Below are 20,942 nucleotides of genomic sequence, written 5' to 3' on the forward strand. Positions count from 1 at the left end.
TGCGACCAACTCGGAAGAAATGAGCCGGTGAGTGGGCTCTAAGACGCATCTTGCGACCAACTCGGGAGAAATGAGCCGGTGAGTGGGCTCTAAGATGTATCTTGCGACCAACTCGGGAGAAATGAGCTGGTGAGTGGGCTCTAAGACGCATCTTGCGACCAACTCGGAAGAAATGAGCCGGTGAGTGGGCTCTAAGACGCATCTTGCGACCAACTCGGGAGAAATGAGCCGGTGAGTGGGCTCTAAGATGTATCTTGCGACCAACTCGGGAGAAATGAGCCGATGAGTGGGCTCTAAGATGTATCTTGCGACCAACTCGGGAGAAAAGAACAGCCGAGTGGGTTCCAAGAAAGATCTTACGACCAACTCAAGAAGGAAGGAACCACTGAGCTGGTTCCAAGAGCCCTCCGTCCAATTTAACAGTATGTAAACGGATCTTTAATATACATAAATAATGCAGATATCATGTTTTTTAAACAAAATATACCTTTTTTCATAAATTATATTGCATAATTATATTTATGATGGTATGATTCTTTTTAAGTCAAAACAGAACTAAAGGGGATAAGGCGTATGATGAAGGGCGTAAAAGGATTTATAGCATTACTTATTTTATTCAGTATATTATTCATTCCGGCAGAACCGGTGTCGGCTGAAGATGGATCGGCACTGCAGCGTGTTCAGGATCAGGGTGTCCTAGTCGTTGGAACAAGTGCCGACTTTCCGCCATTCGAATTCTATGCAGTTGTCGACGGTGAACGCCAGGTCGTAGGAATGGATATGATGATTGCGCAGAAAATTGCGGATGATCTTGGAGTGGAACTTCAAATTCAGGACATTGGATTTGACAGTCTGCTGCCGGCTCTGGAAGCCAGAAACGTCGATGTAGTCATTGCGGGAATGACTCCGACTGCTGAACGTCGTAGAAATGTAGATTTCTCGGATATTTACTTCCGTACTTTCCAGAATATTATGATTCGTGCGGAAGATGAGGATATCTACGATTCAATCGAATCATTGAGAGGATTGACAGTTGGTGTACAGTCCGGGTCACTTCAGGAAGAGCTCGCTGAGCAGATTCCGGATGCAGAAATCATGAGTCTGACAGACTTAAATGATTTACTGCTTGCTTTGAAAACTAACCGAATCGAAGCAATCGTTATGCAGGGGCCAAATGCTGAAGCGCACGCTGGTCATGACGAGGATCTGCATACTTTTGTAGGTGGATTTGAAATGGACGATGATGACCAGGGTTCAGCGATTGCCTTCAGAAAAGGAGAAGATTCACTAGTTGATGCAGTGAATGAAAGCTTGGCTGAAATAAAAGAACAGAATCTGATAGAAGAGTATCTAGCCAAAGCAGGCGAATATATGGCTCAGACGGAACTGGATGAAGATGGGGAAGAAATAGAAGCAGGGTTTATTGCAAGCTACTGGGAATATTTCCTTGATGGGACACTGATCACTTTGCTGATTTCAGCGTCTGCCGTGTTCTTCGGTCTAATTTTAGGATCACTGCTGGCACTCATGCGACTGTCTAAAGTGTTCCTGGTTAAACAACTGGCAACCGCTTATGTGGAGTTTGTACGAGGAACGCCGCTTCTCATTCAAGTTATGTTCATCTACTTCGCGTCAGGTATGTTTTTCAATTTGCCGGCCCTGACTGCAGGGATCATTGCTGTCTCGCTCAACTCCGGGGCATACATTGCTGAGATCATAAGAAGTGGAATCAATTCTGTCAACAAAGGACAGGATGAGGCTGCGAGAAGTTTAGGTATGAGTAAGAATGATTCCATGCGCTACATCGTCTTCCCTCAGGCCCTTAAGAATATCTGGCCTGCACTAGGTAATGAGTTCATTACCATTATTAAAGAGTCGTCCATTGTATCAGTCATTGGTGTCGGCGAACTGATTTTCCAGACACGAGTGGTGCGTTCTATTTCCTTCCAGGGAATCCTGCCGCTGTTCATCACTATGCTGATCTATTTTGCGCTGACCTTCAGCCTGACGAAACTCTTGAACTTCTATGAAGGGAGAATGAATCATGATTAAAGTGAATCATTTGAAAAAGTCATTTGGAAAAAATGAAGTACTGAAAGATATAAACGAAGAATTCAGCCAGGGGGAAGTGGTTGTAGTAATCGGCCCTTCCGGTTCCGGGAAATCAACGTTTCTGCGTTGCTTGAATTTGCTTGAAGAACCTTCTGATGGGGAGATCGTTTTCGAAGGGACTACGCTGACAGGTCTGAATGAAAAAGACCTGAACCAGCTGCGTCAGAAAATGGGTATGGTTTTCCAGCAGTTCAATCTGTTTCCTCACAAAACGGCGAAACAGAATCTGACGATTGCACCAGTAAAATCGAAAGGGGTCGACAAGCATCAGGCTGATCAGACTGCGGTCAAACTTCTGAGACAGGTCGGGCTGGGAGACAAGGAAGATGCATATCCGTCCAGCTTATCAGGTGGACAGCAGCAGCGTGTAGCGATTGCCCGAGCTCTAGCGATGGATCCCGATGTGATGCTGTTCGATGAACCGACATCAGCATTGGATCCGGAGATGGTCGGAGAGGTTCTGAAAGTAATGAAAGACTTAGCTCAGTCCGGAATGACCATGGTTGTGGTGACTCACGAAATGGGCTTTGCCCGAGAAGTTGCCGATCGTGTCCTGTTTATGGATGACGGCTATATTGTCGAATCAGGTACCCCAGACATGATTTTCTCTAATCCTCAGAATGAACGGACTCAGGATTTCCTGTCCAAAGTCCTATAATCACTGAAAAGACCGGTCTCCTTCATGAGGAATACCGGTCTTTTTGCCTGTATTCTATTTATGTAATGGACGAAACAGCTTCTTTAATACTGATTTTGACTGCTTACCACCTTGTTCAGATGCGACTAGATCAGCATCTGTATTCGGGCTCTCGTTTAGCTTTTCGGATGGCCTGCTGGTAAGATAGTCAACTCCATATGCGTCTTTCAGAAACCATTCAATAGGATACCCGAAAGTTTTTGCCAGCAGAATGACTGATTCACTTTCTGGAAGTGAATACCCGTTTTCCCACCGGGATACGGTCTGACGGCTGACGCACATGGACTTAGCCAGTTTTCGCTGCGACAGTTCTTCTTTTTCTCTTAGAAATCGAATCTTTTCCCCGATGCGCATAAAACGATCTCCCTGTAACTATTATTATATATGCGTTAATAAATTAAAATAATTGTAACATAATCATTCCTGATTAATATAGGTCTCAAGTCCCAATTTACATAATCAGGGCTTTTTTTTGAGTTTTTCTTTACACACATAAGCACAGAAGATGGAAAAATAAATTTGAAGATAAAACCACTTGTAACCGGATTCGTTTCTCTTTAGAATAAGGTTTGTATAATATGTAAACAAACCAACGGAGGGTAACTATGACGTTTATTCATGGGGATTTTATGCTTCAAAATGAGACGGCTAAAACTTTGTATCATCAAATAGCCAGGGATCTGCCAATCATTGACTATCACTGCCACCTTGATCCTAAAGAAATCGCTGAGGATCATGCGTTTGAAGACATTACCGAATTATGGCTGGCTGGAGATCATTACAAGTGGCGGGCGATGCGGGCTAATGGAGTGTCTGAAGAGCTTATTACTGGAAATGGATCATCTAAAGAGAAGTTCAAAGCCTGGGCGGAAACGGCAGAAATGGCTCTGGGCAATCCGTTATTCCACTGGACCCAACTGGAACTGAAAGAGTATTTCGGTATTGAAGAGCTGCTTGGAAGCGACAATTGGGAAACCATTTATGACGAGGCTAATCGTCAGCTGAAAGAGGAAGACATGACGGCACAGTCATTGATTGCAAAATCCAATGTAGAATTTATCGGTACAACGGATACACCTTTCGATTCGCTCGAGTATCATAAGCAGATTGCTGAAAAAGAGGCGTTTGATGTCAAAGTGGCGCCGTCATTCAGGCCGGATGAACTGTACGATCTGTCAGCCGAAGATGTATCAAGACTTGAGGAGCTGACCGGAAAACAGGCAGCTGACTATGGTACGTTCCTTGAAATCATAGAGGACCGTATCGATCATTTTGACCGGCATGGGGCACTTATTTCCGATCACGGCATCACCGAGCTGCTTTACGAAGAAGCTTCAGATGAGGATATCGAGCGAATTTTCGCTTCTTATAAAGCCGGAGAATCAGTTTCAGATACTGACAAGGCGAAATGGATGACGCGTCTGCTCGTCGATTTAGGTCAGTTGTATCATGACCGAGGCTGGATCATGCAGATCCATTTTGGAGCGATCAGAAATATGAATACACGGCTATTTGAACAGGCCGGCGCAAATGTAGGCGTCGATTCCATCTTTGACCAGTCAAAAGTTGCGGTGCATCTGAATTCATTGCTGGATGCTATGGACAAAGAAGGCAAGCTGCCGAAAACGATTGTCTATAACTTGAATCCTGAACATAACCACACTGTTGCCAGTGCAGTGGCTAATTTCCAGTCCAATGAAGAAGGTATCAAAGGCAAAGTTCAGTTCGGTGCCGGCTGGTGGTTCAATGATACGGAACAGGGAATGCTTAGACAAATGGAAACCCTGGCGGATCATGGGCTGCTGATGCATTTCGTAGGGATGCTGACTGATTCAAGAAGTTTCGTATCCTATCCTCGACATGATTACTTCCGCCGCATATTCTGCAACTTTGTCGGCGAACAGGTCGAAAGCGGCAAGTTCCCGGATAAACCTGCACTTCTTAAGCAACTGGTGGAAAATGTGTGTTACAAAAATGCGAAACGGTATTTTCAGAAATAAACAGTATCTACTTTAACGTAATTCCGAAAGAAGTCTCCCACTTCTAAGCGTATGGGTGCGAAGCACCAGTGAAAGTGGGAGATGAATTTCGGTCAAGCGATAGCTTGAAGTGGTTAATGTCATTCTCATTTGGTATACTTTATATATAGACGATAACCAAGTCTATATAGGCGACAACCAAGCCTACTGAGTATTCCTTGGCGTTAGCCAAGTAAAAGAAAACCTATGAGGCAGGGACTGCCTTTTGAGCCTACCCATATCCGATTCCTCTGTCTGCATGAAACCTGTGCAGACAAGAATGGAGTTCGTAGGAAGCCCCCACTTCAAAATCCGGAGGATTTAAGTGGTGGGTAGTTCACAGTAGTGTTCTAGGTATAACCTAGTAGATTCAGATAAAAAAGGCTGCATTACTCCCGAGTAGAAGAGTAATGCAGCCTTTTTTCTATATATATGGGAATTACCGCCTATGAAGATTTATTTATCCGTAAAGGGGCACGAACAGCTCTAGTCCATATAGACGAATGCCTTATAAAAGTAGGTTATGAGACGTTGAGCTCTCAATCGATCGGACGAATGCCTCATAAAAGTAGGTTATGAGACGTTGAGCTCTCAATCGATCGGGCGAATGCCTCATAAAAGTGAGATATGAGGCATTCGTTATCAAAATGAATCGTCGCTCGCTTCCCATCCAGGAATGAAAGAAGCCTAAACGGGATCCGAACAACTACCCCGAATGCAATAATGAGCGCCATTTCAAAGAATGGCGTCTCTTTTTATTTTTTTAGACCTGTTCAGCCAAGAAAATCTGAACGAAAACGTTCATGCTTATCGATCGTGATCTGCTCATCAGAAATCCCAAGTTCACGCAAGGTGGCGATGGTTTCTCTAAGGAAGTCATCGCTGCCGACAATGTAGAAGATGCCGTGAGTGTCCTCAGCCAGCTTGTTTACTTTCTCATAGTAATCCGGACGGTCAGTGACGTACTGAGCTGTCAGAGACGGATATGACTCTTGTTCAAACAAACCGGAGAAGAGCTGTTCACCAGACGAGTCGATATTCAGAGAATGGAGAGAGTCTATTCCATTAGAATCATTTAAGTACTGCAGAACAAGAGGTCTGAATGAAGCGATACCGACCCCGCACGACAACAGATAAACAGGTCTGTTTTCTCGCTTCAACGGGATATTTGTATGTGTCTTGAACAGGGCAACTGAGCTTCCGCTTTTAAGTTCAGACAAATGAGTCTTGTATCTTGAGCGCTCTGCTCTAAGGCGAGTAGTGATACCGATCGTCTTTTCTTCTGGAAGGGTTGCGATCGACATGTGCCTAACCAGCCCTTTGTCAGGTTTTTCTCCGCTATTGAATCCTTCCAGTGCCAGGTGAGTGTGCGCGCCTTCTTCCCAGGTGAAGCCCTCTGGGAGATCCAGGTAGAACGTTTTTGTATCTGTAGCTTCATCAATGACGTCTACAAGGGTTGTCCAGTATATCTGCATGTGAATCATCTCCTAAGTGTGAGTCTGTCAGCGAATTGATTATAATTAAGCATACTCTAATTGAGAATTATTCTCAATTGAATTTTGTGAATAGTATTACGAAATCCTGTTTGTAATATCATTTCCAAAGGAAAAAAACAGTTGTTAATGTTCGTTAATTACAAAACATTAGAATGTTTTAAACTGTAAATTCAGCTTTATAAATATAAAACACGAACATTAGCCGAAATATCATCCATAAATAGACGCTGAAAGGTTGACTCTATTTCATAGACGAGTTATGATAAAGCTGTACCGACAAAAACGGAACGATTACAAAAAAAGCATGTTTAATATTCGTGTTTAACCGAGTCCTGAAAGGGGTATTCAGTTGATAAAGAGAGACCTGTTATATGAAGGAAAGGCAAAGCGATTATATGAGACCAGTGAACCAAGCATTCTATGGGTCACGTATAAAGATCAGGCCACAGCTGGGAATGGAGCCAAGAAAGAAGCCATAGCCGGTAAAGGGCAGCTGAACAACCAGATTACCAGCGTGATCTTCAAAAAGCTGAAGGAGATGGATATTCCAAGTCACTTCATCAGGGAAGTGTCTGAAACGGATCAGCTGATTGAAAAAGTGGATATGTTCGGTCTTGAAGTGGTCATCAGAAATGTCGCTGCTGGAAGCTTTTCCAGGCGCCTGGGTGTAGACGAGGGGACGGAGTTGGCCTTTCCTGTGTTGGAATTTTACCTCAAGAATGACGAACTGAACGATCCGCTCATTAATGATGATCATGTGCTTGCACTTAATCTGGCTGACCAGAAAGAAATTGACGAAATTAAAAGACAGGCTCACAACATCAACAATTCACTGATTGAAATTTATAAAGAGGCCGGTATCAGATTGATCGACTTCAAGCTGGAATTTGGAAAGACTGTGAAAGAACAAATCATTCTGGCAGATGAAATTTCACCGGACACATGCCGTCTATGGGATGAAAAGACGAACGATCGTCTGGACAAGGATGTCTTCAGGCAGGATCTCGGCGACATTATCCCACTATATCAAGAAGTACTCGACCGTCTGACTACAGATTAAAAGGAGAAGTGACTCATGTATAACGTAAAAGTATATGTAACCTATAAAGAATCAATTCTGGATCCTCAGGGAGAAGCGGTAAGAGGGGCCGTTCACCGCATGGGCTTCGATGAAATTGAAGATATTCGTATCGGGAAGTATTTTGAAATCAAAGTGTCAGATACTGACAGCCGTTCAGTTGAAGAAGTCATTGAAACCATCTGCGACAAGCTTCTGGCAAACGTTGTGATGGAAAGCTACCGCTATGAAATTGAACGAGTAAAGGAGACGGTGTAAGCATGCGATTTGCAGTGATCCAGTTTCCAGGTTCCAATTGTGATGTTGACCTGCTTCATGCAATTATAGACGGTGTAGGAGAAGAAGCTGAATACGTGCCTCACACTGCAGAAAGTCTGGACGGCTTTAATGGTGTCCTGCTTCCTGGAGGTTTTTCGTATGGTGATTACTTAAGAAGTGGTGCCATATCCCGCTTTTCAAATGTGATGAGTGAAGTGACCCGTTTTGCAGAGGAAGGCAAGCCAGTCTTTGGTACCTGCAACGGATTCCAGATTTTAGTTGAAGCAGGACTTCTGCCTGGGGCTTTGCAGCGTAACGACAACCTTCATTTTATCTGTAAGACATTGGAACTGGAAGTGGTCAATAATCAGACGAAATTTACCTCTGAATATGGCGATAAGGAACGCCTCATGATACCTGTCGCTCATGGCGAAGGGAATTATTACTGTGACGAAGAGACACTTGCGGAACTGAAAGCCAACGATCAGATCATATTCACCTATGCGTCAGACAACCCGAACGGCTCAGTTGAAAATATCGCAGGGATTATAAACAAACAAGGCAATGTTCTGGGTATGATGCCGCATCCTGAGCGGGCTGTCGAAGATCTTTTAGGCTCAAGTGACGGGCTGCGCTTTTTCGAATCGATGGTCAAGAACTTTATAAAGGAGACTGCAGAGGTATGAAAACATTACATGAACCGACGGCCGAACAGATCAGAGATCAGAAAATCTATGCTCAGTGGGGACTGACGGATGAAGAATACCGCATGATTTCCGAGGACATAATCAAACGTCTGCCTAACTATACGGAAACTGGCCTGTTTTCAGTTATGTGGAGCGAGCACTGTTCGTATAAAAATTCCAAACCGGTATTGAGAAAATTTCCGACAGAGGGACCTCAAGTGCTTCAAGGTCCTGGTGAGGGCGCCGGAATCGTTGATATTGGGGACGGGCAGGCCGTCGTATTTAAAGCGGAAAGTCATAACCATCCATCAGCTGTTGAACCTTATGAAGGGGCGGCGACAGGTGTCGGAGGCATCATTCGTGATATTTTCAGTATGGGTGCCCGTCCGATTGCGATGCTGGATTCTTTACGGTTCGGTGAACTCGACAACGAACGGACAAAGTATCTGCTTGAAGAAGTCGTGGCAGGAATCGGCGGCTACGGCAACTGTATCGGGATTCCGACAGTCGGCGGAGAAATTGCCTTTGATCCCGTCTACAGAGGGAACCCGCTGGTCAATGCCATGTGTGTCGGTCTGATCGACCATGAGGATATTCAAAAAGGGCAAGCCAAAGGAATCGGTAATACGATCATGTATGTGGGAGCCAAAACAGGTCGGGATGGCATTCACGGCGCAACTTTTGCTTCAGAAGAATTCAGTGATGAAGAAGAGGCAGAGCGTTCAGCTGTACAGGTCGGCGATCCATTTATGGAAAAACTTCTGATGGAAGCGTGTCTGGAACTGATCCAGGACCACAGCGATATTCTCGTAGGCATCCAGGACATGGGAGCAGCGGGACTGGTGTCATCCAGTTCGGAAATGGCATCAAAAGCGGGCAGTGGACTGATCCTTAATCTGGACGATGTGCCGCAACGTGAATCAGGCATGACGCCATATGAAATGATGCTATCGGAGTCTCAGGAGCGTATGCTGATCTGTGTCACAAAAGGGGCAGAAGATCGTGTCAAAGAGCTGTTCTCACGTTATGAACTGGATGCCGTGACTATCGGAGAAGTGACCGGTGATGGGCAGTATCGACTGTACCACGAAGGAAGACTGGTCGCTGACCTGCCGGTAGACGCGTTAGCAGAAGAAGCACCTGTCTATCATAAACCATACACTGAACCGGAACGTATTCAAGCTTTCAAAAAACTTGATGCATTCATACCGGACATCGCTGATACAGAAGAAACACTGAAACAACTCATGCAGCAGCCTACAGTTGCTTCAAAAAAATCGATTTTTGAAACATATGATTCAATGGTCAGAACAAACACCGTGGTCGGTCCAGGAAGCGATGCGGCAGTTCTGCGCATTAGAGGGACCCGCAAGGCGCTTGCCATGACGACTGACTGTAATGCCCGCTACCTTTATCTCGATCCGGAAAAAGGTGGACAGATGGCCGTAGCAGAAGCCGCAAGAAATATCGTGGCAAGCGGGGGCGAGCCACTGGCAATAACGGACTGTCTGAACTACGGGAATCCCGATAAGCCTGAAGTGTTCTGGGAGCTGTGGACGTCAGCGGATGGCATTGCTAAAGCCTGCACGACATTGAACACACCTGTCATTTCAGGAAACGTATCGCTCTACAACGAAACAAATGGGGAAGCGATCTATCCGACACCTATGATTGGCATGGTCGGATTGGTCAAGGATCTTGATCACGTGACAACATCGGAATTTAAACAGGCTGGTGATAAGATTTTCGTCATCGGGAAAACAGGAGCTGACTTTAACGGATCTGAACTGCAGAAAATGCAATTGGGGAGAATCGAAGGAGAACTTTTCGATTTTGATATAGACAAAGAAAAAATGATTCAGGATAAAGTACTGCAGGCGATTCGTGAAGGACTTATTCAAAGTGCGCATGACTGTTCTGAAGGTGGATTGGCCGTGGCGCTGATGGAATCAGCCTTCGGGAACGAGCTGGGGCTGTCTGCGACACTAGATATGCCTTCAGAGTGGCTGTTTTCAGAATCGCCATCCCGTTTTGTTTTATCTGTCAGACCTGAACATGTAGAAGAAGTCAAAGAAGTATTTGGACAAGATGCCGTTGAAATCGGTGAAGTAAAAGATACACGAATCGCTGAAATCCGTACGCAGACGGAAAAGCTGACTATTGATGTTAAAGAAGTGAAAGACTTATGGGAAGGGGCCATTCCTTGGTTGCTGAAATCAAAAGCTTAAATGAAGAATGTGGCGTATTCGGTGTGTGGGGACACCCGGATGCAGCCCAGCTGAACTTTTTCGGTCTGCATAGCCTGCAGCACCGCGGTCAGGAAGGCGCAGGGATTGTGACCAATCGCAATGGGCGTCTGAAAGGACACCGTGACTTGGGACTTTTATCTGAAGTGTTTAAAGATGAACGTGAACTGATCCGCCTGTCGGGAGAAGCTGGGATTGGACATGTCCGTTACAGCACTGCCGGCAGCAACAGTATCTTAAACATTCAACCGTTCCTGTTCAAGTTTCACGATGAGGAGCTGGCGCTGGCCCATAATGGGAATTTGATCAATGCAGTGAGTCTGCGTAAGGAACTCGAGCAGGATGGAGCGATATTCCACTCCAATTCGGATACTGAAATCCTGATGCACCTGATCCGTAAAAGCAAGCAGGATACACTGATCGACCGAATCAAAGAAAGTCTGAATACGGTCAAAGGTGCGTTTGCCTATGTCATGCTGACACCTGATGCACTGATTGGTGCATTAGATCCGAACGGTTTCCGTCCTTTATCCATTGGACAGATGGAAAATGGGGCATATGTTCTTGCCAGTGAAACCTGTGCCCTCGATGTTGTCGGAGCGGAATTTGTCCGTGCCGTTCAGCCAGGGGAACTCGTGATTATCGATGATTCAGGGTATCGAATCGAGACCTATACCGACCAGACGTTGCTTCAGATCTGTTCGATGGAATTTATCTACTTTGCCCGACCGGACTCAAATATCGCTGGAGTCAATGTCCACACTGCACGCAAGAATATGGGGAAACGTCTCGCTGAGGAAGCACCAGTCAATGCAGATATGGTCATCGGTGTCCCGAACTCTTCTCTGTCCGCAGCCAGTGGATATGCAGAAGCGAGTGGGATCCCTTATGAAATGGGACTGGTCAAGAATCAATACGTTGCTCGTACTTTCATTCAGCCTACTCAGGAATTGAGAGAACAGGGCGTAAGAATGAAGCTGTCTGCTGTTCGTGGTGTAGTTGCCGGTAAAAAGGTGATCATGGTGGATGATTCCATCGTTCGCGGCACGACCAGCCGACGCATCGTTCAGTTATTAAAAGAAGCTGGAGCAGCGGAGGTCCATGTCCGCATTTCATCTCCGCCTTTGAAATACCCATGTTTCTACGGGATCGATATTCAGAATCAGAAAGAACTGATTGCTGCAGATTATTCAGTGGAAGAAATCCGCGAGAAAATCGGAGCAGACAGTCTATCGTTTTTAAGTGTCGAAGGGACAGTGGATTCGATCGGACTGAAGTTCGATGCGCCTCATAATGGCCTGTGTATGTCTTACTTTACCGGAGACTATCCAACACCTTTATTTGACTATGAAACTGACTATATGAAAACACTGGCTAAAATCAGAGAGAGTAAGCCGTTAATGGTATAAACAACAAGATAAGACTGGGCTGGTCAGACTTCAGCCGGTCAGAAAACAACAGGGGGATCTATTAAATGGGAAATGCCTACACAGACGCAGGGGTCAATGTCGAGGCAGGTTATCAAACGGTTGAACGAATAAAAAAACATGCAAAACGAACGGAGCGCCTTGGCATGATGGGGGCACTGGGAGGTTTCGGCGGAGCATTTGATCTGTCTGTTGTCGACGTGAAAGAACCGGTCCTCGTATCTGGGACGGACGGGGTCGGCACGAAACTGCTGATTGCGATCCAGCAGGACAGACACGATACGATCGGGATCGACTGTGTGGCTATGTGTGTGAATGACATTCTAGCTCAAGGTGCTGAGCCGCTTTATTTTCTGGATTATATTGCAACGGGAAAAACGGTTCCTGAGAAAATGGAACAGATTGTTGCAGGCATTTCTGATGGGTGCGTCCAGGCAGGTGCAGGACTGATCGGTGGAGAAACGGCTGAGATGCCTGACATGTACGGGGAAGACGACTACGATGTGGCGGGATTCTGCGTCGGTGTGGTGGAAAAAAGAAGTATGCTGACTAAAGATCACGTTAAAGCAGGAGATAAGCTGATCGGACTGCCATCCAGCGGGATACACTCCAATGGCTACTCACTGGTCAGAAAAATCTGTTTTGAACAGAATGCGTTGAGTTATGATTTTAAGCATGATGCCTTAGGTGACGATACTTTAGGTCAGGCTCTGCTTGAGCCGACAAAAATCTACGTGTCTGCTGTACTCCCTCTTTTGAAAAAAGGCTGGGTACACGGGATCTCTCACATTACAGGCGGCGGATTCATTGAAAATCTACCTCGTATGTTACCAGAGGGCTTATCCGCAGTAGTCAGAAAAAACACTTGGGAAATACCTGGGATTTTTACTCTGCTTGAGGAGTATGGAAAACTCGACCGTGATGAAATGTACGGCTATTTCAACATGGGAATTGGCATGGTTCTGGCTGTTCCGGAAGAACACGAAGCAGCAGTGCTTAAAAGTTTAAAAGATTCCGGAGAAAAAGCAGTCACCATCGGAGAAGTCAGAGCAGATGAAAATGAGGCGATCCGTTTTGAGTAAAGCTGGACCGATCAGACTAGCCGTTTTTGCTTCCGGAAGCGGATCGAATTTTGAAGCACTTGTGAAGGCGATTAGAAAACAGACGATAGAGGCAGAAGTGGCTCTGCTCGTAAGTGACAAGCCTGAGGCTTTTGCTCTGACTAGAGCCGATACATTGGCTGTTCCCTCCGTTTCATTTTACCCGAAACAGTTTCCTTCAAAAGAAGTCTTTGAGAGAGAAGTCTTAGATCATTTGAAGGAAGCAGACATCGACCTGATTGTCCTAGCCGGTTACATGCGAATCATCGGGCAGACTTTACTGGAAGCTTTTGACAATCGGATTATTAATATTCATCCGTCGTTGCTTCCGCTTTATCCCGGGAAACAGGGAATACAGGATGCATTTGATGCAGGAGCCACAGAAACGGGTGTGACCGTACATCTAGTGGATGAAGGCATCGATACCGGGACGATACTGGCTCAGGAAAAAGTTGTCATCGATCCAGACGATACGATAGAATCACTAGAGGAGAAGATTCATGCTGTCGAGCATGTGCTGTATCCTGAAGTTATTCAGACTTATATCAAAAAGTTGCAGAAGGAGTATGCCTAACTATGACACGTGCACTTATCAGTGTTTCAGACAAGACCAATATCGTTGACTTTGCTCAGGCATTAGTCAGACAGAACATAGAGATTATTTCAACAGGAGGGACGAAAAAGGTCCTGGAAGAGGCTGGGATTCCAACCTTGTCGATCGAAGAGGTCACCGGTTTTCCTGAAATGATGGACGGACGGGTCAAAACGCTGCACCCGCTGATCCATGGGGGACTGCTGGGCCGTCGGGATCTGGACACTCACCTCTCGGCTATGGAAGACCACGACATCACCCCGATCGACTTTGTCTGTGTCAACCTGTATCCATTTAAAGAGACAATTGCCAGACCCGAAACGACTAGAGAAGAAGCAATCGAACAGATAGACATAGGTGGACCGAGCATGCTTAGAAGCGCGGCTAAAAACCATGCAACAGTCACAGTCATTGTAGATACTGATGACTACAGTCAAGTGATCAAGGAGCTGGAAGAGAACGGACAGACCACTCTCAAGACTAGACAACATCTGGCAGCTAAAGTTTTCCATCTTACGGCCGCTTATGATGCACTGATTGCTGAATATCTGACTGAGCAAGTTGAGGAAGAGACCCAGCTGGATAGTTATACGCAGACGTATGATTTGAAGCAGACTCTAAGGTACGGCGAAAACAGTCATCAGAGTGCTGTATTTTATGAATCGCCACGAGCAAACAGTTTTTCCATTGCCAAGGCAAAGCAGCTTCACGGAAAAGAATTGTCTTACAATAATATCAAGGATGCAGATGCATCTATCCGTATCATTCGCGAATTTGACGGACCGGCTGCTGTTGCACTTAAACACATGAACCCTTGCGGAATAGGCATCGGCGAGTCAATTGAAGAAGCCTTTGACAGAGCCTACGATGCAGACCCTGTGTCAATTTTTGGTGGCATCGTCACAGTCAATGAAACAGTCACAGCTGAACTTGCAGACAAATTAAGTAAAATCTTCCTTGAAATCGTCATTGCACCTGGTTTTTCTGAGGATGCTCTGGCTGTCTTGACTAAGAAGAAAAATATCCGTCTGCTTGAACTGGATTTCTCTGAAGCAAGACAAGGCGGAAAAGAATCTGTTACTGTTCTTGGCGGCCTGCTGGTTCAGGACCAGGACTGGGTCAACGAAGAAGATGCTCTTGAATGGTCAGTTGTTACGGACAAGGCACCAACTGACAGCCAGATGCGTGCACTGAAACTGAACTGGAAAGCAGTGAAGCATGTGAAGAGCAACGCCATTGTCGTGGGGAATGACAAGCAGACCTTAGGCATCGGAGCCGGTCAGATGAACCGGGTCGGAGCAGTCAAAATTGCCATTGAACAGGCAGGTGAGCAGGCAGAAGGTGCGGTCATGGCCAGCGATGCCTTTTTCCCGATGGATGACAGTGTGGAATATGCTGCCGGGCACGGTATCAAAGCAATCATTCAGCCAGGCGGAAGCATCAAGGATCAGGCGTCGATCGACAAGGCGAATGAATACGGCATCGCCATGGTCTTTACAGGAATGCGTCACTTTAGACATTGATCAATAAAAGAGAGGGAAACCTCTCTTTCGTTTTATACATAGATTATATTGAGGAATTTTAAAGGGGAGAAACATGTGAAGTTACTAGTGATTGGATCAGGTGGACGTGAACACGCGATTGCCAAAAAACTGCTGGAGGGCAGCCAAGTCGAGCAGGTTTACTGTGCACCGGGAAACCCGGGGATGAGTCAGGACGGCATAACCGTGCTGAATATCAGTCAGGAAGACCATGCGTCGTTAATCGATTTTGCCAAAAAAGAAAGTGTTGAATGGACCATCGTTGGCCCGGAAATCCCCCTGTTTAATGGAATCGTGGATGATTTCCAGGCTGAAGGGCTCGCCATTTTCGGTCCGTCAAAAGCCGCGACTCAGATAGAATCATCAAAGGCGTTTGCTAAAGAGCTGATGACCGCCAATGCTATTCCGACAGCGGCCTACCAGTCTTTTGAGGAGTATGAAGAAGCGAGACGTTACATTGAAAAAGGAAACATTCCAGTCGTCATCAAGGCTGATGGATTGGCCGCAGGTAAAGGAGTCGTTGTAGCTGAAACGATGGAAGCGGCACTTGATGCCCTTGATGACATGATGCTGGATAAAAAATTCGGGGACCAGAACACGCATGTAGTCATCGAAGAATACCTGACGGGAGAAGAGTTTTCTCTTATGGCTTTTGTTAAAAATGAGAAGGTCTATCCGATGGTGATTTCTCAGGATCATAAGCGCCTGCTTGAAGGGGATAAAGGTCCGAACACTGGAGGAATGGGGGCTTATGCTCCAGTTAAGCATATATCTGAAGCTGTAGTAAAAGAAGCGACTGAAAAGATACTCCTGCCGGCTGCGACAGGGATGGTAAGAAACGGCACGCCTTTTACGGGTATATTATATGCCGGAGTCATGGCCACAGAAGATGGACCTAAAACGATCGAGTTCAATGCCCGCTTTGGAGATCCGGAAACGCAAGTGCTGATGAATCGTCTGGAATCCGATCTGGCAGAAGCCATTTCAGCTATTCTTAATGACCAGGAACCCGGTCTAGTCTGGAAACAGGAGGGCATCAGTCTTGGGGTGGTAGTTGCCTCAAAAGGCTATCCAGAAGCTTACGAAAAATATAGACCATTGGACTTGCCTGAAATAGACGATCAGATGAACCTGTACTTCGCAGGCGTATCAGAAACCGAAGGAAAGCTGGTTTCAAACGGCGGCCGTGTCTATTTAGTCGAAGCAGCTGGGGAAACAATCGAAGAAGCGCAGGAAGCTGTCTATTCAGCGCTTGAAGCCGTAGATGCAAGCGAGTATATCTACAGGAAAGACATCGGAAACAGAGCGGTTATAAACGCGAATAAGCAATAAGCTAAAATGGAACCATAACTATTAGGAGGCGTTTGATTTGGCAATTGAAGTAGGGGTCGTCATGGGAAGCACATCCGACTGGGAGACGATGAAACATACCTGTGAGGTGCTGGATGAACTGGAGGTAGCTTACGAGAAAAAAGTGGTCTCCGCTCACCGGACACCGGACTTGATGTTTGATTATGCTGAAGAAGCGCGCGGGCGGGGGATCAGAGTGATCATCGCTGGAGCGGGAGGCGCAGCACATCTTCCAGGAATGCTGGCAGCCAAAACGACATTACCGGTCATCGGTGTGCCTGTTCAGTCAAAGGCACTGAACGGTTTGGACTCCTTACTGTCGATCGTACAGATGCCTGGAGGAGTTCCAGTTGCTACCGTAGCCATCGGCAAGGCTGGAGCAACGAATGCCGGTCTCCTCGCAGCTCAGATGTTGGGAGCCTTTCAGCCTGAACTGGCCGACCGAATCGAAAATAGAAGAGAAGCCTTGAAACAGAAGGTAATGGAAAGTAGTGACGAACTTGTCTAAACTGATCAGACCGGGAAGTACAATAGGCATTATAGGTGGGGGACAGCTGGGACGGATGATGGCTTTTTCTGCTAAGGAAAGAGGCTACCGGATCGCTGTGCTTGACCCGACTCCAGACTGTCCGACAGCCCAAGTCGCGGATCTGCATATTGAAGCAGCTTATGATGATCTGGATGCTTTGAAAGAACTGGCCAGATCCAGCGATGTGCTGACCTATGAATTTGAAAATGTCGATGCTGAAACAATCGAACACGTTCTTGAGGCAGTGGAAATTGCAGTTCCCCAGGGGACCGAGCTTTTACTTAATACCCAGAATCGCCTGACTGAAAAAGATTTTCTGGAAAATTCAGGGATTCCTATTGCCGCTTATGCTAAAATTGAAACGGAAGAAAATTTGAAGAAAGCCATAGAAGGTCTTGGCTATCCATGTGTCCTGAAAACTGTTCAAGGCGGTTACGACGGGAAGGGTCAAGTCGTTCTGGAATCGGATGCTGATTTTGAAGAAGCCTCTGCTCTTATAAAAAAAGGGACATGTGTCCTTGAAGAGTGGGTGTCATTTGAAAAGGAACTCTCCATTATGGTGGCTCGTAATGCGTCAGGGGATGTAGTTGCCTTGCCTGTTTCAGAAAACATCCATGAGAACAATATCCTTCTTAAGAGTATCGTACCGGCTCGCGTGTCAGATGAAGTGATGGCCGAGGCACGACAGATTGCTGCAACCATCGCTGAAAAGATGACCTTATCAGGTGTCCTGGGTGTGGAACTCTTTTTGACTTCTGAAGGAAAGCTCTATGCCAATGAACTGGCGCCGCGTCCGCATAACTCTGGACATTATTCTATCGAAGCCTGCTCAGACTCACAGTTTGATCTGCACATACGCGCGATCTGCGGCTATCCTCTTGCTGAAGTGGAACTTCTTAAGCCAGCTGTGATGGTCAATATTCTGGGTGAGCACTTTGAACAGGCACTTGAACTGAACAGCAGTCAGCCAGCCTGGCATGTACATGACTACGGCAAGAAAGAGGTCAAGACCGGGCGAAAGATGGGGCATGTGACTATACTGACGGCTGACACTGACAAGACACTGAAAGATATTGAAGAAACGAAAATCTGGAATTAGGAGACTGGTATAATGATCGAACGCTACACGCGACCTGAAATGAAAGAATTATGGTCAGAGGAGAACCGCTACAATTCATGGCTGGAAGTTGAGATCCTAGCTGATGAAGCGTGGGCTGAACTGGGAGAGATTCCTAAAGAAGACGTTCAGAAGATCCGAGCGCATGCCTCTTTTGATATCGCCCGTATACTGGAAATCGAAAAAGAAACGAAACATGACGTGGTCGCTTTCACACGAGCCGTTTCTGAAACGTTGGGAGACGAAAAGAAATGGGTCCACTACGGATTGACCAGTACGGATGTCGTTGATACAGCTTACGGCTACCAGCTGAAACAGGTCAACGATGTACTCAGAAAAGACCTTCAGCAGCTGCTTGAAGTCATCGGTGAAAAGGCGAAAGAGCATAAGCATACGGTGACCATGGGACGTACGCACGGTGTTCATGCTGAACCGACCACGTTTGGTCTGAAGCTGGCGCTCTGGTATTCAGAAATGAAACGCCACATCGAACGGTTCGAACACGCAGCTAAAGGCGTAGAAGCCGGGAAAATCAGTGGAGCAGTTGGGACGTTTGCCAATATCCCTCCATTCGTTGAAAAGTATGTCTGCGACAAACTGGGAACGCGTCCCCAGGAAATTTCGACTCAGGTCCTGCCGCGTGATCTGCATGCGGAGTATGTGAGCGCTATTGCCCTGATCGCGACCAGTGTTGAAAAATTCGCTACAGAAATCAGAGGACTGCAGAAGTCGGAAACAAGAGAAGTGGAAGAAGGTTTTGCTAAAGGTCAGAAAGGCTCTTCAGCGATGCCGCACAAGCGTAACCCAATCGGGTCTGAGAATATGGCCGGGCTGGCGCGTGTGATCAGAGGACACATGGTGACAGCTTACGAGAACGTCAGCTTATGGCATGAACGTGACATTTCACATTCATCTGCAGAACGCATTATTTTGCCCGACAGCACGACCCTGTTAAATTACATGCTGAACAGATTCGCCAATATCGTCCGCAATCTGACGGTATTCCCTGAGAACATGAAACGAAATATGGATGCGACACTTGGTCTGATCTACAGCCAGCGTGTATTGCTGAAGCTGATCGATAAAGGTCTCAGCCGGGAAGAAGCCTACGACCTGGTTCAGCCAAAAACTGCCATTGCTTGGGATGAACAGACAGCGTTCCGCCCACTGCTTGAAGAGGACGAGAAGATTATGTCCATTCTGAATGCAGAAGATATCGAAGATGCCTTTGACTATAACTACCATCTGAAAAATGTAGATGAAATATTTGAACGTGTTGGACTGAATTAATTAGATCACCTGTCGGGACAGTAAAGGGATTGTTCCGGCAGGTGTTGCTTTTGTTGCGGATTGACTGGAATAATTATGGCTCTATCTAAGAATAAAAAGGTGTTCAAATCAGGTAATGCAAAACCATCCCAAAAAAACGCTTGCAGGATTTATTCTTACATGGTATAGTCTCGAGTTTGACAGTCAAAACGACAAGAATGCCTTAGGTATAGGCTCTCTTGTCGTTTTTTTAGTTGAAAAAGTGCGTACTATTTTTGTTTTTTCGTTTGTTTTAAAATGTTTTTCATTCTTTTTTGAGGAATAATTTCAGTGTCCGTTCTAAACCCAAACTCCTCATGGAGTTGATCAGTCAAATCCGTTCGTGTATAGGTTGGGATATACCCTTCTCCTGAATATTCAAACACACGCATCTTGCGCAGTGTATCAATGATATCAGGACAGGTATAAGCTTCATCTAATGTTTTTTCAAGAATACGATAAACCAGTAATGAAAGAAAACAAGTGAGGAAATGTGCTTTAATCCGGTCGTCCTTTCGGACAAAAACCGGTCGTGTACGCATTTCACTTTTCAGAATACGAAAGGTTTCCTCAATCTCCCAACGGCGATGAGATATTTTAAGTATCTCTTCTGAATCCCCCGATACATTTGTACAGATACCGTATAACCCATCGTATTTCGCTTCTTCTTTTATCTTCTCTTGATCTACTGTGACTTGAAAGTCCTTCGCGATCTCGCCTTCTTTAGTGACATGGGTCTCTTTTAAGAAACTCTTGAAATCTGTTGGACGTTTTTTCTTTAATTGACTTGGATTATCGGCTTTCTTCATGGCTCGTTCAATCTGTTTTCTGCGAATCTCTTCTTGATAGCGTTTATGCTTGGGAGAAAAAGTGATAATCAATCGCTGTTCTAATCCATTTTCATGGATCCAGCGTTCTTTATAATAGTGTCCTTTATCTTTTTCTAAATCCAAATCTTTCAGATTTATTTTACGAGAAGACCGATGCGATTCCCCTACGGGGAGCCAGTGATTATTTCGCGCTCACAGGTCCATCAATATCCAATCCGAGTCCACCAATTCACGAATCAAGTCCTCCTCTGTTATCTGCTCGAATTTGCACTTCAAGGCAATCAATTCGCACATCAAGTCCACTTACTAGTCTCTTTTATGTATAGTAATTTTAGAAGGTAAAACTTCTAAAAAATACATGAAGGAGGCTATTTTTATGGCCAGAAAGATTCCAGTGAAGTTAGTGATGCAGTATCGAGATCAAGGTTTTTCTCGAAACATGATTGCTAAAACACAGAAAGTAGGACGTAGTTCAGTTAGTGATGTCTTCCAACGAGCAGATCGATTTAATCTCTCCTACGAAGATATAAAAGAGCTATCTGAAAATGAGGTGTATC

Annotated in this window: 19 protein-coding genes; 16 read left to right on the forward strand and 3 right to left on the reverse strand. The window is 45.7% G+C overall.

Annotated features, from left to right (window positions below):
- The first annotated feature begins 576 nt into the window (after positions 1 to 576).
- Positions 577 to 2,052 carry an ABC transporter substrate-binding protein/permease gene (locus tag ACYQ4S_RS06635; RefSeq protein WP_091264891.1) on the forward strand — a complete coding sequence of 492 codons (1,476 nt, stop codon included), beginning with the start codon at positions 577 to 579 and terminating at the stop codon, positions 2,050 to 2,052.
- A complete protein-coding gene (locus ACYQ4S_RS06640) occupies positions 2,045 to 2,770 on the forward strand; it encodes an amino acid ABC transporter ATP-binding protein (protein ID WP_346024081.1) in 726 nt (241 codons plus the stop codon). Before ACYQ4S_RS06635 ends, ACYQ4S_RS06640 begins: the two co-directional genes overlap by 8 nt.
- A 54-nt stretch (positions 2,771 to 2,824) precedes the next feature.
- Here ACYQ4S_RS06640 and ACYQ4S_RS06645 read toward each other — a convergent pair whose 3' ends face one another.
- Positions 2,825 to 3,163: a helix-turn-helix domain-containing protein gene (locus tag ACYQ4S_RS06645; protein ID WP_459770152.1), complete on the reverse strand. Its 339-nt coding sequence runs from the start codon at positions 3,161 to 3,163 to the stop codon at positions 2,825 to 2,827.
- A 251-nt stretch (positions 3,164 to 3,414) separates the two neighbouring features.
- Here ACYQ4S_RS06645 and uxaC point away from each other — a divergent pair, with 251 nt between their 5' ends.
- The gene (uxaC, locus tag ACYQ4S_RS06650) at positions 3,415 to 4,809 is read left to right on the forward strand and encodes a glucuronate isomerase (protein ID WP_459770154.1); all 1,395 of its coding nucleotides are present in this window, start codon (positions 3,415 to 3,417) and stop codon (positions 4,807 to 4,809) included.
- Positions 4,810 to 5,600: 791 nt separating this feature from the next.
- Here the strand turns inward: uxaC and ACYQ4S_RS06655 are convergent.
- A complete protein-coding gene (locus ACYQ4S_RS06655; protein ID WP_459770156.1) occupies positions 5,601 to 6,302 on the reverse strand; it encodes a ferredoxin--NADP reductase in 702 nt (233 codons plus the stop codon).
- Between the two features lie 370 nt (positions 6,303 to 6,672).
- On the opposite strand from ACYQ4S_RS06655, the gene purC reads away from it, so the two are divergent.
- From purC to purB, 12 genes are all read left to right on the forward strand, one after another.
- Positions 6,673 to 7,383, forward strand: coding sequence for a phosphoribosylaminoimidazolesuccinocarboxamide synthase (gene purC, locus ACYQ4S_RS06660; RefSeq protein ID WP_459770158.1), 711 nt, complete (start codon positions 6,673 to 6,675; stop codon positions 7,381 to 7,383).
- A gap of 15 nt (positions 7,384 to 7,398) precedes the next feature.
- On the forward strand, positions 7,399 to 7,659 hold the full coding sequence (gene purS / locus ACYQ4S_RS06665; RefSeq protein ID WP_459770160.1) for a phosphoribosylformylglycinamidine synthase subunit PurS: 261 nt from the start codon (positions 7,399 to 7,401) through the stop codon (positions 7,657 to 7,659).
- A 2-nt stretch (positions 7,660 to 7,661) separates the two neighbouring features.
- Positions 7,662 to 8,345, forward strand: coding sequence for a phosphoribosylformylglycinamidine synthase subunit PurQ (gene purQ, locus ACYQ4S_RS06670; RefSeq protein ID WP_459770161.1), 684 nt, complete (start codon positions 7,662 to 7,664; stop codon positions 8,343 to 8,345).
- The gene (purL, locus tag ACYQ4S_RS06675; RefSeq protein WP_459770162.1) at positions 8,342 to 10,573 is read left to right on the forward strand and encodes a phosphoribosylformylglycinamidine synthase subunit PurL; all 2,232 of its coding nucleotides are present in this window, start codon (positions 8,342 to 8,344) and stop codon (positions 10,571 to 10,573) included. Before purQ ends, purL begins: the two co-directional genes overlap by 4 nt.
- Positions 10,549 to 12,000 carry an amidophosphoribosyltransferase gene (purF, locus tag ACYQ4S_RS06680; protein ID WP_459770164.1) on the forward strand — a complete coding sequence of 484 codons (1,452 nt, stop codon included), beginning with the start codon at positions 10,549 to 10,551 and terminating at the stop codon, positions 11,998 to 12,000. Before purL ends, purF begins: the two co-directional genes overlap by 25 nt.
- 65 nt (positions 12,001 to 12,065) lie before the next feature.
- Complete coding sequence (gene purM / locus ACYQ4S_RS06685; RefSeq protein WP_346024088.1) at positions 12,066 to 13,100, forward strand: phosphoribosylformylglycinamidine cyclo-ligase; 1,035 nt, start codon at positions 12,066 to 12,068, stop codon at positions 13,098 to 13,100.
- A gap of 10 nt (positions 13,101 to 13,110) precedes the next feature.
- Positions 13,111 to 13,692: a phosphoribosylglycinamide formyltransferase gene (purN, locus tag ACYQ4S_RS06690; RefSeq protein WP_346024096.1), complete on the forward strand. Its 582-nt coding sequence runs from the start codon at positions 13,111 to 13,113 to the stop codon at positions 13,690 to 13,692.
- A gap of 2 nt (positions 13,693 to 13,694) precedes the next feature.
- A complete protein-coding gene (purH, locus tag ACYQ4S_RS06695) occupies positions 13,695 to 15,233 on the forward strand; it encodes a bifunctional phosphoribosylaminoimidazolecarboxamide formyltransferase/IMP cyclohydrolase (protein WP_459770165.1) in 1,539 nt (512 codons plus the stop codon).
- A 75-nt stretch (positions 15,234 to 15,308) separates the two neighbouring features.
- The gene (gene purD, locus ACYQ4S_RS06700) at positions 15,309 to 16,583 is read left to right on the forward strand and encodes a phosphoribosylamine--glycine ligase (RefSeq protein ID WP_459770167.1); all 1,275 of its coding nucleotides are present in this window, start codon (positions 15,309 to 15,311) and stop codon (positions 16,581 to 16,583) included.
- A gap of 37 nt (positions 16,584 to 16,620) precedes the next feature.
- On the forward strand, positions 16,621 to 17,109 hold the full coding sequence (purE, locus tag ACYQ4S_RS06705) for a 5-(carboxyamino)imidazole ribonucleotide mutase (RefSeq protein ID WP_003142083.1): 489 nt from the start codon (positions 16,621 to 16,623) through the stop codon (positions 17,107 to 17,109).
- Complete coding sequence (gene purK, locus ACYQ4S_RS06710; RefSeq protein ID WP_459770168.1) at positions 17,093 to 18,229, forward strand: 5-(carboxyamino)imidazole ribonucleotide synthase; 1,137 nt, start codon at positions 17,093 to 17,095, stop codon at positions 18,227 to 18,229. The genes purE and purK overlap by 17 nt, the downstream gene beginning before the upstream one ends.
- Before the next feature lie 12 nt (positions 18,230 to 18,241).
- Positions 18,242 to 19,537 carry an adenylosuccinate lyase gene (gene purB, locus ACYQ4S_RS06715; protein WP_091480080.1) on the forward strand — a complete coding sequence of 432 codons (1,296 nt, stop codon included), beginning with the start codon at positions 18,242 to 18,244 and terminating at the stop codon, positions 19,535 to 19,537.
- Between the two features lie 248 nt (positions 19,538 to 19,785).
- On the opposite strand, the gene ACYQ4S_RS06720 is transcribed toward purB, so the two are convergent.
- Positions 19,786 to 20,508: an IS1634 family transposase gene (locus tag ACYQ4S_RS06720; RefSeq protein WP_459770170.1), complete on the reverse strand. Its 723-nt coding sequence runs from the start codon at positions 20,506 to 20,508 to the stop codon at positions 19,786 to 19,788.
- A gap of 253 nt (positions 20,509 to 20,761) precedes the next feature.
- On the opposite strand from ACYQ4S_RS06720, the gene ACYQ4S_RS06725 reads away from it, so the two are divergent.
- A partial coding sequence (locus ACYQ4S_RS06725) for a hypothetical protein (protein WP_459770172.1) occupies positions 20,762 to 20,942 on the forward strand: 181 nt, incomplete at its 3' end.

This window comes from Alkalibacterium sp. s-m-28, assembly GCF_054658175.1.

What these genes read in the sequence shown, in the direction of transcription:
- ACYQ4S_RS06655 (WP_459770156.1), bottom strand. Translation starts at nt 6,302, where the DNA reads ATGCAGATATACTGGACAACCCTTGTAGACGTCATTGATGAAGCTACA.
- purS (WP_459770160.1), top strand. Translation starts at nt 7,399, where the DNA reads ATGTATAACGTAAAAGTATATGTAACCTATAAAGAATCAATTCTGGAT.
- uxaC (WP_459770154.1), top strand. Translation starts at nt 3,415, where the DNA reads ATGACGTTTATTCATGGGGATTTTATGCTTCAAAATGAGACGGCTAAA.
- purH (WP_459770165.1), top strand. Translation starts at nt 13,695, where the DNA reads ATGACACGTGCACTTATCAGTGTTTCAGACAAGACCAATATCGTTGAC.
- purL (WP_459770162.1), top strand. Translation starts at nt 8,342, where the DNA reads ATGAAAACATTACATGAACCGACGGCCGAACAGATCAGAGATCAGAAA.
- ACYQ4S_RS06640 (WP_346024081.1), top strand. Translation starts at nt 2,045, where the DNA reads ATGATTAAAGTGAATCATTTGAAAAAGTCATTTGGAAAAAATGAAGTA.
- ACYQ4S_RS06635 (WP_091264891.1), top strand. Translation starts at nt 577, where the DNA reads ATGAAGGGCGTAAAAGGATTTATAGCATTACTTATTTTATTCAGTATA.
- purM (WP_346024088.1), top strand. Translation starts at nt 12,066, where the DNA reads ATGGGAAATGCCTACACAGACGCAGGGGTCAATGTCGAGGCAGGTTAT.
- purQ (WP_459770161.1), top strand. Translation starts at nt 7,662, where the DNA reads ATGCGATTTGCAGTGATCCAGTTTCCAGGTTCCAATTGTGATGTTGAC.
- purB (WP_091480080.1), top strand. Translation starts at nt 18,242, where the DNA reads ATGATCGAACGCTACACGCGACCTGAAATGAAAGAATTATGGTCAGAG.
- ACYQ4S_RS06645 (WP_459770152.1), bottom strand. Translation starts at nt 3,163, where the DNA reads ATGCGCATCGGGGAAAAGATTCGATTTCTAAGAGAAAAAGAAGAACTG.